13 protein-coding genes are annotated in these 16,064 nt (G+C 63.6%); 7 read left to right on the top strand and 6 right to left on the bottom strand.

Annotated elements, in window-relative coordinates:
- Window positions 1–573 (bottom strand): CsiV family protein, encoded by a 573-nt coding sequence (locus HU764_RS17765; protein WP_099453388.1) that lies wholly within the window; start codon window positions 571–573, stop codon window positions 1–3.
- Window positions 574–582: 9 nt separating this feature from the next.
- Window positions 583–4,032: a transcription-repair coupling factor gene (gene mfd / locus HU764_RS17760; protein ID WP_186682254.1), complete on the bottom strand. Its 3,450-nt coding sequence runs from the start codon at window positions 4,030–4,032 to the stop codon at window positions 583–585.
- A gap of 167 nt (window positions 4,033–4,199) precedes the next feature.
- On the opposite strand from mfd, the gene HU764_RS17755 reads away from it, so the two are divergent.
- The 3 genes from HU764_RS17755 (at window position 4,200) to sthA (ending at window position 8,452) form a co-directional block, all read left to right on the top strand.
- Window positions 4,200–5,663: a glyceraldehyde-3-phosphate dehydrogenase gene (locus HU764_RS17755; RefSeq protein ID WP_027596617.1), complete on the top strand. Its 1,464-nt coding sequence runs from the start codon at window positions 4,200–4,202 to the stop codon at window positions 5,661–5,663.
- 194 nt (window positions 5,664–5,857) lie between these two features.
- Entirely contained in the window at window positions 5,858–6,856 is a 999-nt protein-coding gene (locus HU764_RS17750) for an FAD:protein FMN transferase (protein WP_186682252.1), read from the top strand.
- Window positions 6,857–7,057: 201 nt separating this feature from the next.
- Complete coding sequence (gene sthA, locus HU764_RS17745; protein ID WP_027596615.1) at window positions 7,058–8,452, top strand: Si-specific NAD(P)(+) transhydrogenase; 1,395 nt, start codon at window positions 7,058–7,060, stop codon at window positions 8,450–8,452.
- 48 nt (window positions 8,453–8,500) lie between these two features.
- Here sthA and HU764_RS17740 read toward each other — a convergent pair whose 3' ends face one another.
- Together HU764_RS17740 and HU764_RS17735 are read right to left on the bottom strand one after the other, a co-directional pair.
- Entirely contained in the window at window positions 8,501–9,217 is a 717-nt protein-coding gene (locus HU764_RS17740; RefSeq protein ID WP_186682250.1) for a glycerophosphodiester phosphodiesterase, read from the bottom strand.
- A 30-nt stretch (window positions 9,218–9,247) separates the two neighbouring features.
- Window positions 9,248–9,832, bottom strand: a complete 585-nt coding sequence (locus HU764_RS17735; protein ID WP_099430031.1) for a PilZ domain-containing protein — start codon at window positions 9,830–9,832, stop codon at window positions 9,248–9,250.
- A gap of 93 nt (window positions 9,833–9,925) precedes the next feature.
- Between HU764_RS17735 and HU764_RS17730 the strand changes: the two genes are divergently transcribed.
- The 3 genes from HU764_RS17730 to HU764_RS17720 are packed head-to-tail and all read left to right on the top strand — an operon-like array spanning window position 9,926 to window position 13,165.
- Complete coding sequence (locus HU764_RS17730) at window positions 9,926–11,176, top strand: lipoprotein-releasing ABC transporter permease subunit (protein ID WP_027596612.1); 1,251 nt, start codon at window positions 9,926–9,928, stop codon at window positions 11,174–11,176.
- Between the two features lie 7 nt (window positions 11,177–11,183).
- On the top strand, window positions 11,184–11,867 hold the full coding sequence (lolD, locus tag HU764_RS17725; protein WP_172960376.1) for a lipoprotein-releasing ABC transporter ATP-binding protein LolD: 684 nt from the start codon (window positions 11,184–11,186) through the stop codon (window positions 11,865–11,867).
- A 56-nt stretch (window positions 11,868–11,923) separates the two neighbouring features.
- Window positions 11,924–13,165 (top strand): lipoprotein-releasing ABC transporter permease subunit, encoded by a 1,242-nt coding sequence (locus tag HU764_RS17720; RefSeq protein ID WP_027596610.1) that lies wholly within the window; start codon window positions 11,924–11,926, stop codon window positions 13,163–13,165.
- 137 nt (window positions 13,166–13,302) lie between these two features.
- Here HU764_RS17720 and HU764_RS17715 read toward each other — a convergent pair whose 3' ends face one another.
- Both HU764_RS17715 and cinR read right to left on the bottom strand, forming a co-directional pair.
- Window positions 13,303–14,655, bottom strand: coding sequence for a heavy metal sensor histidine kinase (locus HU764_RS17715; RefSeq protein WP_202885428.1), 1,353 nt, complete (start codon window positions 14,653–14,655; stop codon window positions 13,303–13,305).
- Complete coding sequence (cinR, locus tag HU764_RS17710) at window positions 14,652–15,332, bottom strand: two-component system response regulator CinR (protein ID WP_186682246.1); 681 nt, start codon at window positions 15,330–15,332, stop codon at window positions 14,652–14,654. The genes HU764_RS17715 and cinR overlap by 4 nt, the downstream gene beginning before the upstream one ends.
- 161 nt (window positions 15,333–15,493) lie before the next feature.
- On the opposite strand from cinR, the gene HU764_RS17705 reads away from it, so the two are divergent.
- Window positions 15,494–16,015, top strand: coding sequence for a cupredoxin domain-containing protein (locus tag HU764_RS17705; RefSeq protein ID WP_186703863.1), 522 nt, complete (start codon window positions 15,494–15,496; stop codon window positions 16,013–16,015).
- Window positions 16,016–16,064: the final 49 nt, after the last annotated feature.

Genomic DNA, 16,064 nt, shown 5'->3' with positions numbered 1-16,064 from the left:
TCACTGCTCCATCATCTCCGGGTCCATCTCTGGTAGCTTGCGCATCCCGGCCGGCGTCACTTTCAGCAGCACCGCCAGGTGCCCGCCATCAAGGAAGGTCAATTGGCCGCCCTTGACGTTGCTGTTGCTCTGCTTGAATTGCTCGCTGCGCAGCACGCTGCCGTTGCCGTCGAGCTGGTTGACCCAGAAGTTGGCCTCCACCGCGATGAAGCGGCCTTCGGCGATGCTCAGGTTGCCTTCGATGGGGAAGTGGCCGAACTGCTCTTCGCCCTCGCCCAGGGCGATGCGGCTGGGTTCGCTGCCGACCTGCTGCTGCCAGGCCTTGTGCATCAGCACGGTGTAGTCGGCGGTGGCTTGCAGGCGGGTGGTTTCATCGTCCAGCCCCAGTGGGCGCTCGGCGGCCTTGTCCAGGCGCGGCGCACCGGCGCTCCAGTCTTCGGGGGCGAACGGGCTGGTGAAAGCGGGGACGCTGTTTTGCCGCACCAGGATCATTTCTACCTGATACAGGCCTTCAGCGAAGGCGGCTGGCGCGAACAGCGCCAGCAGCAGGGTCAGGCAACGGATGGCACGCATGGATCTTCCTTAGGCAGACTGTGGGGTCAGGCGCTCGAACAGCGCCTCAAGGGTGTTGAAACGTTCGTCGGGGCGTTCCATCGGTACCAGGAAGCGGAACTGGGTGGCGCCTTCGAACTTGTAGCGTTTGGGCTGGCCCTGGATCAGCTTGATCAGGGTCAGCGGGTCGACCGGTGTCTCGGCCTCGAACTCAAGCTTGCCGCCGTTGGGGCCGGCATCGACTTTCTTGATGCCGAGCTTTTCCGCCTGCAGCTTGAGCGAGGTCAGGCGCATCAAGTTTTTGGTTGGCTCCGGCAGCAGGCCGAAGCGGTCGATCATCTCGACTTGCAAGTCTTTGAGGCCTTCTTCGTCGGCGGCCGAGGCGATGCGCTTGTAAAGGATCAGGCGTGCATGCACATCGGGCAGGTAGCCCTCGGGGATCAGGGCCGGTAGGCGCAGGTTGATCTCCGGGCCGCCACCCAGTGGCTGTTCGAGGTTTGGCTGGGCACCTTTGCGGATGGCCTTGACCGCGCGCTCGAGCATTTCCATGTAGAGGGTGAAACCGACTGCCTGGATCTGCCCGCTTTGGCCTTCGCCCAGCAGTTCACCAGCGCCGCGGATTTCCAGGTCGTTGGTGGCCAGCACGAAGCCTGCCCCCAGGTCCTGGGTATTGGCGATGGCTTCCAGGCGCTTCTCGGCGTCGCTGCTGACCTTTTGACGTGCTGGCGTCAGCAGGTAGGCGTAGGCCTGGTGGTGGCTGCGGCCGACCCGGCCACGCAACTGGTGCAACTGGGCCAGGCCGAACTTGTCGGCGCGCTCGATGACAATGGTGTTGGCGCTTGGCACGTCGATGCCGGTCTCGATGATGGTCGAGGCGATCAGCACATTGAAGCGCTTGTGGTAGAAGTCGCTCATCACCTGTTCCAGCTCGCGCTCGCGCATCTGGCCGTGGCCGATGCCGATACGCGCTTCCGGGACCAGTTCGGCAAGGTCTGCAGCGCACTTCTCGATGGTTTTCACGTCGTTGTGCAGGTAATACACCTGGCCACCGCGCAGCAGTTCACGCAGCAGGGCTTCTTTGACCGTGCTGTTGTTGTGTTCCATGACGAAGGTGCGCACCGACAGGCGTCGGGCGGGCGGTGTGGCGATGATCGACAGGTCGCGCATGCCGGCCACGGCCATGTTCAGGGTGCGCGGAATCGGCGTGGCGGTCAGGGTGAGAATGTCTACCTCGCTGCGCAGGGCTTTGAGCTGTTCCTTCTGGCGTACGCCAAAGCGGTGCTCTTCGTCGATCACTACCAGGCCCAGGTCCTTGAAGCGCACATCGTCCTGCAGCAGCTTGTGGGTGCCGATGAGGATGTCGATCTTGCCCTCGGCCAGGTCCGCCGCCGCGCTGGCGACTTCCTTGGCCGATTTGAAACGGCTCATCACTTCGACGGTTACCGGCCAGTCGGCGAAGCGGTCGCGGAAGCTGTTGTAGTGCTGTTGGGCCAGCAGGGTAGTCGGCACCAGCACCGCCACTTGGCGGCCGCTGTGCACGGCGATGAAGGCCGCGCGCATGGCCACTTCGGTCTTGCCGAAGCCTACGTCGCCGCACACCAGGCGGTCCATCGGCTTGGCCGCCAGCATGTCGGCGCGCACGGCTTCGATGGCGTTCTGCTGGTCGGGGGTTTCTTCGAAGGGGAACCCGGCACTGAAAGTGGCGTAGTCGGCAGCGGGGTCGGCAAAGGCGTAGCCCTTGCGCGCGGCGCGGCGGGCATAGATGTCGAGCAGCTCAGCGGCGACATCACGCACCTGCTCGGCGGCCTTGCGCTTGGCCTTCTGCCAGGCCTCGGAGCCGAGCCGGTGCAGCGGCGCCAGGGCGTCATCGCTGCCGGTGTAGCGGGCGATCAGGTGCAGGTTGGCCACCGGCACGTACAGCTTGGCGCCCTCGGCGTATTCCAGGGTGAGGAACTCGGCGGCCTGGCCGTCGATCTCCAGGGTAGCGAGGCCCAGGTAGCGGCCCACGCCATGGTCGATGTGCACCACCGGTGCGCCTTCGCGCAGTTCGGTGAGGTTCTTGATTACCGCATCATTGGCGGTCTCGCCGCGCTTGTCGCGCCGCCGGCGCTGCATCACGCGCTGGCCGAACAGCGGGCTCTCGGCGATCAGGGCCAGGGCCGGGTCGTCCAGCACCAGGCCTTCGTCGAGCGGGGCAATGGTGATCGCCAGCCGCTCGGAGCCGGTGATGAAGTCGGCCCAGCCTTCGACGGTGTGCGGGCGCAGTTTCAGGCGTTCGAGCAGTTCCAGCAGCACTTCGCGACGGCCCGCAGACTCGGCGGTAAACAGTACGCGGCCAGGGAACTGGTCAAGGAAGCTGGACAGCGCCGCCAGTGGCTGGTTGGCCTTGGCCTCGATGGCAAGTTCGGGCAGGGGGCGTGCTGGGAAGCGTTCACGGCCGGCACCTGCCTCGACGTCATCGGCGCTGACTACTACCCGCGGCCATTGCTTGAGCCGGGCGAAACAGTCTTCCACCGGCAGGAACAGCTCGGCAGGCGGCAGCAGCGGGCGGCTCAGGTCGCCACGGCGGTCTTCGTAGCGCCCGCGCACGTCGTTCCAGAAGTGCTCGGCGGCCTGCTCGACGCCCGGCAGGGAAAACACCTGGGTGTCGCTGGGCAGGTAGTCGAACAGCGTCGAGGTGTCTTCGAAGAACAGCGGCAGGTAGTACTCGATGCCGGCGGGAATGATGCCGCTGGCCAGGTCCTGGAAGATCGCGCTGCGGCGGAAGTCGACGTCAAAGCGTTCGCGGAAGCGCGCCTTGAAGCGGGTCACTTCCTCTTTTTGCATCGGAAATTCGCGCGCCGGCAGCAGGCGCACCGAGTCGACCTTGTCGATCGAGCGCTGGGTCTCGGGGTCGAAGGTGCGCAGCGTCTCGATTTCGTCATCGAACAGGTCGATGCGGTAGGGCAGCTTGCTGCCCATGGGGTACAGGTCGATCAGCGCGCCGCGCACGGCGAATTCGCCATGTTCATAAACGGTGTCGACGCAGCGGTAGCCGCTGGCTTCAAGGCGCGTGCGCATTTGCTCGACGTCGATGGTCTGGCCGATGTCCAGCACCAGGCTGCTGCCCAGCAGGAAGCGGGTCGGCGCCAGGCGGTGCAGGGCGGTGGTGATCGGCACGACGAGAATGCCGTGGCTCAGCTCCGGCAGCCGGTACAGGCTGGCAATGCGCTGGGAGATGATGTCCTGGTGCGGCGAGAACAGGTCGTAGGGCAGGGTTTCCCAGTCGGGGAAGGGCAGCACCGGCAGGTCTGGGGCAAAGAAGCGCAGCTCCTGTTCCAGACGGTCGGCGGCCTGGCTGTCGGCGGTCAGCAGCAGGGTAAAGCGGCCAGCGCTGCTGGCGGCTTCGGCAATGGCAAGGCTGAGGGCGGCACCGGGCAGGTTGCCCCAGGTTTGTTTGCCGGCCGTGGCCGACAGTTGCGGTAGGCGCAGAACTGACACGGGAGATTGCACTCCAAGCGTTGCGGCAAAGACACCGATTGTACCGGTGCCGGTGCCTGCTGTCAGGCTCCAAAGGCCATGAACACTGGCTCTGGCTGCCGCGACAGGCGCTCATTGCCCGTTCCGCGTTGGGGCGTCATAATGTAGCCCCTTTTTTCTGTCCCTACATGTGGAAGGTTCCCGTGACTCAGAAGCCCGACCAGTGTCTTGGTGAGTGGATTGATCGTGAAGCATTGGCTGAAGCGATGATCCCGCTTATCGGTCAGCTCTACCGCAACAACAACGTGGTGAGCTCGATTTATGGCCGCAGCCTGATCAACCGTTCGGTTATCTCGATCCTCAAAGCCCACCGCTTTGCGCGTCATCGTCAGACCGACGAGACCGAACTGTCTGTCCACGAGACGTTCCCTCTGCTCAAGGCCATGAGCGAGCTGAAACTGGGCGCCGCTTCGGTTGACCTGGGCAAGCTGGCCAACAAGTTCAAGCAGGAAGGCAACGGCCGCAGCGCCGAGCAGTTCGTGCGTGAAGAGCTGGCTGACGTAGTTGGCCAACAGAACGCTTCGGCCCGTAAAGGCACCGACGTCGTCCTGTACGGTTTCGGCCGCATCGGCCGCCTGCTGGCGCGCATCCTGATTGAGAAGACCGGTGGTGGCGACGGCCTGCGCCTGCGTGCCATCGTCGTGCGCAAAGGCGCCGAGAACGACTTGGTCAAGCGTGCCAGCCTGCTGCGCCGTGACTCGGTGCACGGCCCGTTCGATGGCACCATCACCATCGACGAAGCCAACAACACCATCACCGCCAACGGCAACCTGATCCAGGTTATCTACGCCAAGAACCCGAGCGAAGTCGACTACACCCAGTACGGCATCGACAACGCGCTGATCGTCGACAACACCGGTGTATGGCGTGATGCCGACGGCCTGGGTCAGCACCTGGCCTGCCCGGGCGCTGCCCGCGTGATCCTCACCGCACCTGGCAAGGGCGCGCTGAAGAACATCGTGCACGGCATCAACCACGGTGACATCACCGCCGATGACAAGATCATCTCGGCCGCTTCCTGCACCACCAACGCCATCGTGCCGGTGCTGAAGGCTGTCAACGACAAGTACGGCATCGTCAACGGCCACGTCGAAACCGTTCACTCGTTCACCAACGACCAGAACCTGATCGACAACTTCCACAAGGGCAGCCGCCGTGGCCGTGCCGCGCCGCTGAACATGGTTATCACCGAGACCGGTGCCGCCACTGCAGCCGCCAAGGCACTGCCCGTGCTGAAGGGCAAGCTGACCGGCAACGCGATTCGCGTACCGACGCCGAACGTCTCGATGGCTATCCTGAACCTGAACCTGGAAAAGCCCACCACCCGCGAAGAGATCAACGAGTACCTGCGCCAGACGGCCATGCACTCGGAGCTGCACAAGCAGATCGACTTCGTCAGCTCGCAGGAAGTGGTTTCGACCGACTTCGTCGGCTCGCGCCACGCCGGTGTGGTTGACGCAGAGGCGACCATCGCCAACGACAACCGCGTTGTGCTGTACGTTTGGTACGACAACGAATTCGGTTACAGCTGCCAGGTGGTTCGTGTGATGGAAGACATGGCTGGTGTGAACCCGCCAGCGTTTCCACGCTGATTCGCTTGTAAGGCAATGAAAAAACGGGAACCTTCGGGTTCCCGTTTTTTTTGCCTAGCATTTATGTTGTCTCTACTGGCCTCTTCGCGGGTAAACCCCCCACAGGTTCGTCTGCGTTCTTGAGGGCGGTGCAATACCTTGTGGGGGCGGGTTTACCCGCGAAGAGGCCAGTGTCGGCGACCGAGAGTCCGAATTTGCGCGCAGCCCTCCTGTTCATCCTGATGCTCCTCACCGCCTGCAACCAGGGCCCGACCCTTGAGCGCCTGGGCGGCCCGACCATGGGCAGCAGCTACAGCATCCAGTACGTCCGCGCCCCCGGTGGCCCGGCCCCAGCCCAGGTGCAGGCTGAAGTCGAAGCCATCCTCCAGGACATCGACCAGCACTATTCCACCTACCGCAGCGATTCCACTGTCAGCCAGTTCAACCAGCTGCCGGCCAATCAATGCCTGGCATTGCCATCAGACATGCTCGACCTGGTCCGCTTCGGCCAGCAGTTGGCGGCGCAAAGTGCCGGCGCCTTCGACCTCACTGTCGAGCCGCTACTCGACCTCTGGGGCTTCGGCCCCCAGGCCCGCCACGAGCAGGTGCCCGACCCGCGAGCCCTGGCCCAGGCGCGCCTGCGCGTGGGCTACCAGCACCTGCGCATCGAAGGCCAGGCATTGTGCAAGGATGCCCCGGTGGAACTGGATTTCAACAGCATCGCCGCCGGCCACGCCGTCGACCTGATCGCCCAGCGCCTGCAGGCCATGGGCATCAGCAGTTTCATCGCCGAAGCCACCGGCGAGCTCAAGGCGGTTGGCCGCAAACCCGACGGCAGCCCGTGGCGCATCGCCCTCGAGCTGCCCCGTGAAGACCGCCAGATCGCCCGCCAGGTCATCCCGGTGGATGGCCTTTCGGTATCGACCTCGGGTGACTATCGCCACTATTTCGAGCAGAATGGCCGGCGCTATTCGCACACCTTCGATGCCCGTCTCGGGCGCCCGGTCGCGCACGACCTGGCTGCGGCCACTGTGCTCGACGCCTCGGCGCTGAAGGCTGACGGGTTCTCGACCCTGCTGCTGATTCTCGGCCCCGAGCGCGGCTGGGATTTCGCCGTCAGCCATAACCTTGCCGCCGTATTGGTGACTCGGGCCGAGGGTGGCTTCGTCTCCCGAGCGACCCCAGCGTTTGCACGGGCAATGAAAGGCGAGTGAAAGCGCAAGGATGGATGATCGCCAGGGAATCGGTGAACCACATGTAGTGCAGGCAAAATTGGCCTACGACGCGACCAAGGGTTAATGTGCGCGGCGTTCACGCTTGATTAGACTGCAACCGAATTTTCTCATGGCGCCCCGGCGACATGATCGCGCCCCGCGAGCCACCGTGACTCGCGGGCCAGTTCTGAAGGAGTACGCATGGCTGTCTACAACTACGACGTAGTGGTGCTGGGTTCCGGCCCGGCCGGAGAAGGCGCGGCAATGAACGCCGCCAAAGCAGGGCGCAAGGTGGCGATGGTCGACAGCCGTCGCCAGGTCGGCGGCAACTGCACCCACTTGGGCACCATCCCGTCCAAGGCACTGCGTCACTCGGTGCGGCAGATCATGCAGTTCAACACCAACCCGATGTTCCGTGCCATCGGCGAGCCGCGCTGGTTCTCCTTCCCGGACGTGCTCAAGAGCGCCGAAAAGGTCATTGCCAAGCAGGTCGCTTCGCGCACCGGCTACTACGCTCGCAACCGTGTCGACCTGTTCTTCGGCACCGGCAGCTTCGCCGACGAGCAGACCATCGAAGTGGTCTGCCCCAACGGTGTGGTCGAAAAGCTCAACGCCAAGCAGATCATCATCGCCACCGGCTCGCGCCCATATCGCCCGGCCGACATCGACTTCCACCACCCACGCGTCTATGACAGCGACACCATCCTCAGCCTCAGCCACACCCCGCGCAAACTGATCGTCTACGGCGCCGGCGTGATCGGTTGCGAATACGCCTCGATCTTCAGCGGCCTGGGTGTGCTGGTCGAGCTGGTCGATAACCGTGGCCAGCTGCTGAGCTTCCTGGATTCGGAAATTTCCCAGGCGCTGAGCTACCACTTCAGCAACAACAACATCACCGTGCGCCACAACGAGGAGTACGACCGGGTCGAAGGCTTGGACAACGGTGTGATCCTGCACTTGAAGTCGGGCAAGAAGATCAAGGCCGACGCCTTGCTGTGGTGCAACGGCCGTACCGGCAACACCGACAAGCTGGGCCTGGAAAACATCGGCATCAAGGTTAACAGCCGTGGCCAGATCGAGGTCGATGAGGCCTACCGTACCACCGTGTCGAACATCTACGGTGCCGGTGACGTGATCGGCTGGCCGAGCCTGGCCAGTGCCGCCCATGACCAGGGCCGTTCGGCAGCGGGCAGCATCGTCGACAATGGCAGCTGGCGCTTCGTCAATGACGTGCCGACCGGTATCTACACCATTCCGGAGATCAGCTCGATCGGCAAGAACGAGCAGGAACTGACCCAGGCCAAGGTACCGTACGAAGTGGGCAAGGCCTTCTTCAAGGGCATGGCCCGCGCGCAGATCGCCGGCGAACCACAGGGCATGCTGAAAATCCTGTTCCACCGCGAAACTCTGGAAATCCTCGGCGTGCACTGCTTCGGCTACCAGGCTTCGGAAATCGTCCACATCGGCCAGGCGATCATGAACCAGCCGGGCGAGCTGAATAACCTGAAGTACTTCGTCAACACCACGTTCAACTACCCGACCATGGCCGAAGCCTATCGGGTAGCTGCCTACGACGGCCTGAACCGGCTTTTTTAAGCGGCTCCGACCGGTGGCCTGAGCCGGTCGGGGATACCGATTTCAGCCCTACCCGAGGGTGGTCTTGGCCAAACCGGGAAAGTCTGTAATCAGGCTGTCCACGCCAAAATCAGCGAGCCGGCGCATCAGTGCCGGTTCGTTGACTGTCCACACCGACACATGCAACCCCTGGCCCTGGGCTTTGAGCAGGCGCTCTGGGGTGCACAGTGTCCAGTTCAAGGCCAGCAACTCGCAGCCGTAGTTTTGCGCGACCTTCAGTGGGTCGAGCCAGGCGTATTCGGCCACCAGCCCGCGAGACACGTCGGGTACCAGCTCTTGTGCGGCGCCCAGCACTTCGCGTGAGCTCGAGGTGATGGTGACCTTGTCCAGCAGGCCGTATTGCTGGGCCAGTTCACGAATGGCCAGCACCGTGGTGGCGGCGCGGGTGCGCGAGGCACTCTTGACCTCCAGCTGCCAATGCTCGAAGGCGCATTTTTCGAAGAGTTCTTCCAGTTTCGGGATAGGGCAGGGCTGCACATGGCCCGGGCCGCCTTTGCGTGCGTCATAGGTGACCAGGTCGGCTGCCGGGTGCTCGACCACCTTACCGCGCCTGCCGGTGGTGCGCTTGAGCGTCGAGTCGTGGATCACCATCAGTTCGTTGTCGGCCGACAGGTGCAGGTCCAGTTCACAGCGATTGACGCCGTGGGACAGGCACTGGCGGAAGCTGTTCAGGGTATTCTCGGGCGCTTCGCCCTTGGCGCCGCGATGGCCGTAGATCAGGGTCACGTTCGTTCCTTCAATTCAAGGGGAAGAGGCTCAGGAGGCAGGGTCATTCTGCTCCAGCTGCTGGCGCCGTTGTTGTTGCTGGCGCTGCAGGATGTATCGGGCCAGCAGTTGGCGCTGGGCGTCGGTCATGTCGATGAATTCGGTGCCGACCTCAAAGCCGCCGTCAGGGCGTGGGTCGCAGTGGGTGACCTTGCCGCGCAGCAGCAGGCCGTGGGCGCGGGGCATCAGCACCATCTTCACCTTCACGCGGGTGTCGGGGGCGATGGCCTGGGCCTGGGTGAACTCGATGCCGCCTTCGGAGATGACCACTGCCTGCGGCTGGCCGACCTCACCGATGAGGGTTTGCGCGACCACGGCGCTGAGCAGGTCGAGGCGTTTGCTTTGCGCGCGCAAAAACGCCGCCAGGGTGCGGTCCTTGTCACTCAGCTGGCGCAGCAGGTGCTGGGCTTCGAAGTCGGACAGGTGCAGCTCGCTGAGCAGGTTGAACAGCGGCGAATCATCCTGCAACACTTCTGGGTCAAGGGCTTCAGCCGCGCTCAAGGGGTTGATTTGAAGTGCGATCCGATCTGCGATGCGGTAGTATTCGCGGCGATCTTCTTCGTCTAATGTCGTCATGGCGAACCCATGGTAGCGGCGGTGGTCCGAGTGTAAAGCCGCCGTAAGCGCCCCGCCACAAGGACGTTCCCTTTCATCCGAACAAGCCCCGACATGTTCAGACCTCTTTTCGCATTCATCGGCACGCGTTATACCCGTGCCAAACGTCGCAATCACTTCGTCTCGTTCATTTCCCTGACCTCGATGATCGGCCTCGCCCTGGGCGTGGTGGTCATGATCGTGGTGCTCTCGGTCATGAACGGTTTCGACCACGAGATGCGTACCCGCGTGCTCGGCATGATTCCCCATGCCACGCTCGAGAGCGGCCAGCCGCTTGACGACTGGCCTGCGCTTGCCCAACAAGTAAAGCAGAATCCGCAGGTGGTGGCGGTAGCGCCCTTCACCCAGATGCAGGGCCTGCTGACCCATGAAGGCAAGGTGCAGAAGGTGCTGCTCAATGGCATCGACCCGGCCCGCGAGCGCGAGGTGTCGATCATCGACAACTTCGTCCAGCAAGGCCGTCTCGACCAGTTGGCACCGGGCGAGTGGGGCATCATGATCGGCGACAAGGCTGCCGCCAAGCTGGGTGTGGCCATCGGCGACAAGCTGACCTTCGTCGCCCCCGAGGTCAGCGTGACCCCGGCCGGCATGTTCCCGCGCATGAAGCGCTTTACCGTGGTCGGTACCTTCCACGTGGGCGCCGGCGAAATCGACGGTTACCTGGGCTTGACCAACATCAGCGACCTGTCCCGCCTGCACCGCTGGAAACCGAACCAGGTGCAAGGCCTGCGGCTGAAGTTCGACGACCTGTTCCAGGCGCCGCGCGTGGCCTGGTCTATCGCCCAGCAGCTGGGCGAGCAGGAGTTCTACAGCCGTGACTGGACCCGCACCCATGGCAACCTTTACCAGGCGATCCGCATGGAAAAGGCCATGATCGGCCTGCTGTTGCTGCTGATCGTGGCGGTGGCGGCGTTCAACATCATTTCTACCCTGGTGATGGTGGTTAATGACAAGCGCGGCGACATCGCGATCCTGCGCACCCTCGGCGCCACGCCTGGGCAGATCATGGCCATCTTCATGGTGCAAGGTACGGTGATCGGGGTGATTGGCACCTTGATCGGCGCCGGCGTCGGCATTCTTGCCGCGCTCAACGTGAGTGCGGCGATTGCCGGCATCGAGAAGCTGATCGGGCACAAGTTCCTCAACGCCGACGTGTATTTCATTGATTACCTGCCGTCGCAGATCATGGCCAATGACGTGTACATGGTCTGTGCCGCGGCACTGGTCCTGAGTTTCTTCGCCACCCTGTATCCGGCCTGGCGTGCGGCCCGCACCCAGCCTGCAGAGGCGCTACGTTATGAGTGAGTCGCGCATGAGTGATAAAGCCGTTCTGAGTTGCCGCAACCTGGGCAAGTCCTACGACGAGGGCCCGGAGTCGGTGCAGGTGCTGTCTGGCTTGCAGCTGGAGCTGCACCCGGGTGAACGCGTGGCCATCGTCGGCAGCTCGGGCTCTGGCAAGAGCACCTTGCTCAACCTGCTTGGCGGCCTCGACACGCCTACCCAGGGCAGTGTCTGGCTGGCGGGCGAGGAGCTGTCGGCCCTGGGTGAGCGCGCGCGTGGCCTGTTGCGCAACCGGGCACTGGGCTTCGTTTACCAGTTTCACCACCTGCTGCCCGAGTTCACCGCCATGGAGAACGTGTGCATGCCGCTGTTGATCGGCCGCACCGCCATCCCTGAGGCGCGTGAGCGCGCCGAGGCCCTGCTCAAGCGCGTCGGCCTTGGCCACCGCCTGCACCACAAGCCTGCCGAGTTGTCCGGCGGTGAGCGCCAGCGTGTGGCGATCGCCCGCGCCTTGGTCAACCGCCCGGGCCTGGTGATGCTCGACGAACCGACTGGCAACCTCGACCACCACACCGCCCAAGGCATTCAGGAACTGATGCAGGAGCTGTCTAGCGCTTCGCGTACCGCGTTCCTGGTGGTGACCCACGACCTCAACCTGGCGCGCCAGATGGACCGTGTGTTGAAACTCGACGACGGTCACCTGGTGGCGATCTGAGCCGCTTGCACGGGGTGGCCTGAGCCGCCCCGCAACTCTTTCATTGGGTGTTTTACATGTTCAGACCCTTGCCCTTGTTCATTGGTGCTCGCTACACCCGTGCCAAGCGCCGCAACCATTTCATCTCGTTCATCTCGATGACCTCGATGATCGGCCTGTCGCTGGGCGTGCTGGCGATGATCGTGGTGCTGTCGGTAATGAACGGCTTCCAGCGCGAGATGAGCTCGCGCATCCTCGGCCTGGTGCCCCATGCCAGCATCCTTGGCGTGCAGCCGCTGGATGACTGGCGCACCGTCGCCGATGCCGCGCTGAAGGACCCGGCGGTGATGGCCGCGGCGCCAATCACCGAAATGGAAGGCATGCTCTCTTACAAGGGCGCGATGCAGCCGATCCAGGTCAGCGGCATCGACCCGGCAGAGGAAGGCAAGGTTTCCATTGTCGGCCAGCATATTGTCCAGGGCCGCCTGCAGGACCTTAAGCCAGGTGAGTTTGGCGTGGTGCTCGGTGAACTGAGCGCGCGGCGTTTTCGTTTGAACACGGGCGACAAGCTGACCCTGATCGTGCCGGAAATCAGCAAGGCGCCGGGTGGCATCACCCCGCGCATGCAGCGCCTGACCGTGGTCGGTATCTTCAAAGTCGGCGCAGAGCTGGATGGCTCGCAGGCGTACATTCACGTCGCCGATGCGGGCGAAATGCAGCGTTGGGCGCCGGGCCAGGTACAAGGCGTGCGGCTCAAGCTGCATGACCTGTATGCGGCGCCGCAGGTGTCCAAAGCCATCGCGGCCGGCCTGGGCGATGCCTACCGTGCTGATGACTGGTCGCACACCCAGGGCAGCCTGTTCAGCGCCATGAAGATGGAAAAGACCATGATCGGCCTGCTGCTGATGATGATCATCGCGGTGGCGGCGTTCAACATCATTGCCACGCTGGTGATGGTGGTGAACGACAAAGGGCCGGATATCGCCATCCTGCGTACCCTGGGTGCCACGCCTGCGCAGATCATGGGTACGTTCATGGTCCAGGGCAGCTTGATCGGTATTGTCGGGACCTTGATCGGCGGTGTGCTGGGGGTGATTGCCGCGTTCAATGTCAGCCAGATCGTTGGCTGGCTGGAGCGGGTCAGCGGCCAGCATATCTTCACCTCGGACGTGTATTTCATCAGCAGCCTGCCGTCGGAACTGCAGTGGGGCGATGTGGTGATCATCTGTGCGGCGGGGTTGGTGATGAGCTTCTTGGCGACCATTTACCCGGCGTACCGGGCATCGCAGGTGCAGCCGGCGATTGGCCTGGCGGTTTGAAGCGCTGATCCGCGTTCATTGTTGGAGCAGCCTCGTGCTGCGAAGAGGCCGGTGCAGGCAAAGCAGATTGCTGCAGCCTGCACCGGCCTCTTCGCAGCACAAGGCTGCTCCTACACGCCGATGCAGGAGCTGCGGTTCTATTGATTGCCAGGTAACTCGATCACAAACCGCGTCCAGCCACCCTCGCACTCTGCACGAATACGCCCACCATGCGCCTGCACGATCGACCGGGTAATCGCCAGCCCTAACCCGGCGTGCTCCGTGCTGCCTTCGCGCCGCGCCGGGTCCACACGGTAGAACCGGTCAAACAAGCGGGGCAATGCAGCCGGTGCGATTGCCTCCCCGGTATTGGCCACGCAAACCCGCAAGCCAGGCTCCAGCGTCACGCGTACCTGCCCACCGGGTGGGGTGAAGCGCAAGGCATTGTCGAGCAGGTTCGACAACGCGCGGCGCAGCATGGGCCGATCCCCCTGCAACAGCAGCTGGCCTTGGCGCAGCAGCGTCACGTCGCGGTCCTCGGCCAGCGGCGCGTAGTACTCCAGCAATGCATCGACATCTTCATGCAGCGCCAGCGTGGCTTGGCCAGGCACCAGAAGGCCATGGTCGGCCTTGGCCAGGTACAGCATGTCGTTGATCATCTGCGCCATCCACTGCAGCTCCTCCAGGTTGCCATGCAAGGCCTCGCGGTATTCCTCAAGGCTGCGCGGGCGGGTGAGGGTGACCTGTGTGTGGGTCAGCAGGTTGGACAGTGGTGTGCGCAGTTCGTGGGCGATGTCGGCGGAGAATGCCGACAAGCGCTGGAAGGCATCGTCCAGGCGCTGCAGCATGGCGTTCACGGTGGTGGCCAGTTCGGCCAGTTCTTCCGGCATCTGCGCCACTGGCAGGCGGGTAGTCAGCGAGCGGGCCGACACGCTGGCCGCAACCTGGCCCATCTGCCGCAGCGGCCTCAGCCCCCGGCGTACGGCCCAGGCACCGAGCAAGGCGGTGGCCAGGGCCGAGAGGCCGACCGTTAGCCAGATCAGGCGCTGCATGCCCTGCAGGAAGTGCTGATGGTGGGTGATGTCGAGGTACAAGGTCAGCTGCGCAGACTGCGGATCGGACGGGTTCAGGGGCATGGCCAGGCTGCGGTAGTCGGCGCCGTCGGTGTGCAGAGTGGCAAGCCCAGAGGGCGGCGTGGTGTTGGGCAATTGCGTGCGGCTGTCGAACCACGGCCTACCGTCATGGCCGCTGATGCGCAGGGCCAAGTCGGCCTGGTGGCTGAGCTCATCGCGCAGGGCGGGGAGGCGGGCGCCCAGTTCGGCGGGCCCGACGACGCCGGCCAGCTGCGTGCGAAACAGCGACAGGCGAGATTCCAGCAACTGTTGGTCGAGTTCGATGAAGTGCTGCTCGCTGGCGCGGCTGAACAGCACGCCAGCCCCCAGCGAAACGGCAGCGGTGCAGGCCGCGAACAGCAGCGCCAGGCGGCTGCCGAGGGAAAGTCGGCGCATCAATCCTGACGCTCCTCCAGCACATAGCCCATGCCCCGCACGGTGTGGATCAGCTTGCTGGTGTGCGGGTCGTCGATTTTCAGGCGCAGGCGGCGGATGGCCACTTCGATGACGTTGGTGTCACTGTCGAAATTCATGTCCCAGACCTGCGAGGCAATCAGCGATTTGGGCAGCACCTCGCCCTGGCGCCGCAGCAGTAATTCGAGCAGGGCGAACTCTTTGGCGGTCAGGTCGATGCGCTGGCCGGCGCGCTCGGCGCGGCGGCGGATCAGGTCCAGGCGCAGGTCGGCCAGGCTCAAGGTGGTGTCCTGGCTCGGGCTGGCGCCACGGCGCAGCAGGCTGCGTACACGGGCCAGCAGTTCGGAAAAGGCAAACGGCTTGACCAGGTAATCGTCGGCGCCCAGCTCCAGGCCGTGCACACGGTCTTCTACCGCATCGCGGGCGGTCAGGAACAGCACGGGGGTGTCCAGGCCGGCCTGGCGCACTGCTTGCAAAATCTGCCAGCCATCGCGGCCTGGCAGCATCACGTCGAGGATCAGCAAGTCATGGTCGCCGGTCAGTGCCAGGTGTTGGCCTGTTTCGCCATCGGCTGCCAGTTCGGTGGCGAAGCCCGCCTCGCTCAGGCCCTGGCTCAGGTACTGGCCGGTGCGGGCCTGGTCTTCAACGATCAACAGTTTCATGCAGTGTCCATAGTTCTGGAGGGGGCGCGGCGGTTACCGGAAATGATACGTGACGATGTCGGCGCTCGCCCAAACTGACAAAGTTGTAATCTTCCCGTCAGGTAGCCGCCAGCCCCGCCTGATTAAGGTGCTCTCATCACGTTGTGTATTTTGGAGTCATCATGAAACGCCTGTTCATCGCTGCCGCCCTTGCCGTGGCAAGCCTGCCCAGTTTTGCGGGCAGTGCCGACAGTTTCGCCTTTGGCGAGCCTGCCCCGGTTGGCAAGGCCACCCGTACGGTCGAGGTGGTGCTCAAGGACATTGCCTTCGAACCAAAAAGCCTGGAGGTCAAGGCGGGCGAGACGGTGCGCTTCGTGTTGATCAATGAAGGCAAGTTGCCCCACGAATTCAACCTGGGCGACAAGGCCATGCATGCCGAGCACCAGAAAGAAATGATTGCGATGCAAGGCAAGCTGTTCACCGCAGGCATGAACCATGAAGGCATGAACCATGAAGGCATGGACCACAGCCAGATGAACCACGGCGAAGGCCACGGCCACGGCGGGGGCAACACCGTACTGGTGCAGCCTGGCCAGCGTGCCGAACTGACCTGGACGTTCCGCAAGTCGGCACCCATCGAGTTTGCCTGCAACGTACCTGGGCATTACCAGGCAGGGATGGTCGGGCCATTGACCATCGAGTGACATCAGGCCCAAGGCGGGGCGCAAAAACGGTAGACTAGGGGCATTTCGA

It is taken from the genome of Pseudomonas kermanshahensis (genome assembly GCF_014269205.2).
GTDB classification, from domain to species: Bacteria; Pseudomonadota; Gammaproteobacteria; order Pseudomonadales; family Pseudomonadaceae; genus Aquipseudomonas; species Aquipseudomonas kermanshahensis.
This window is presented reverse-complemented; position numbering and strand designations above follow the sequence as displayed.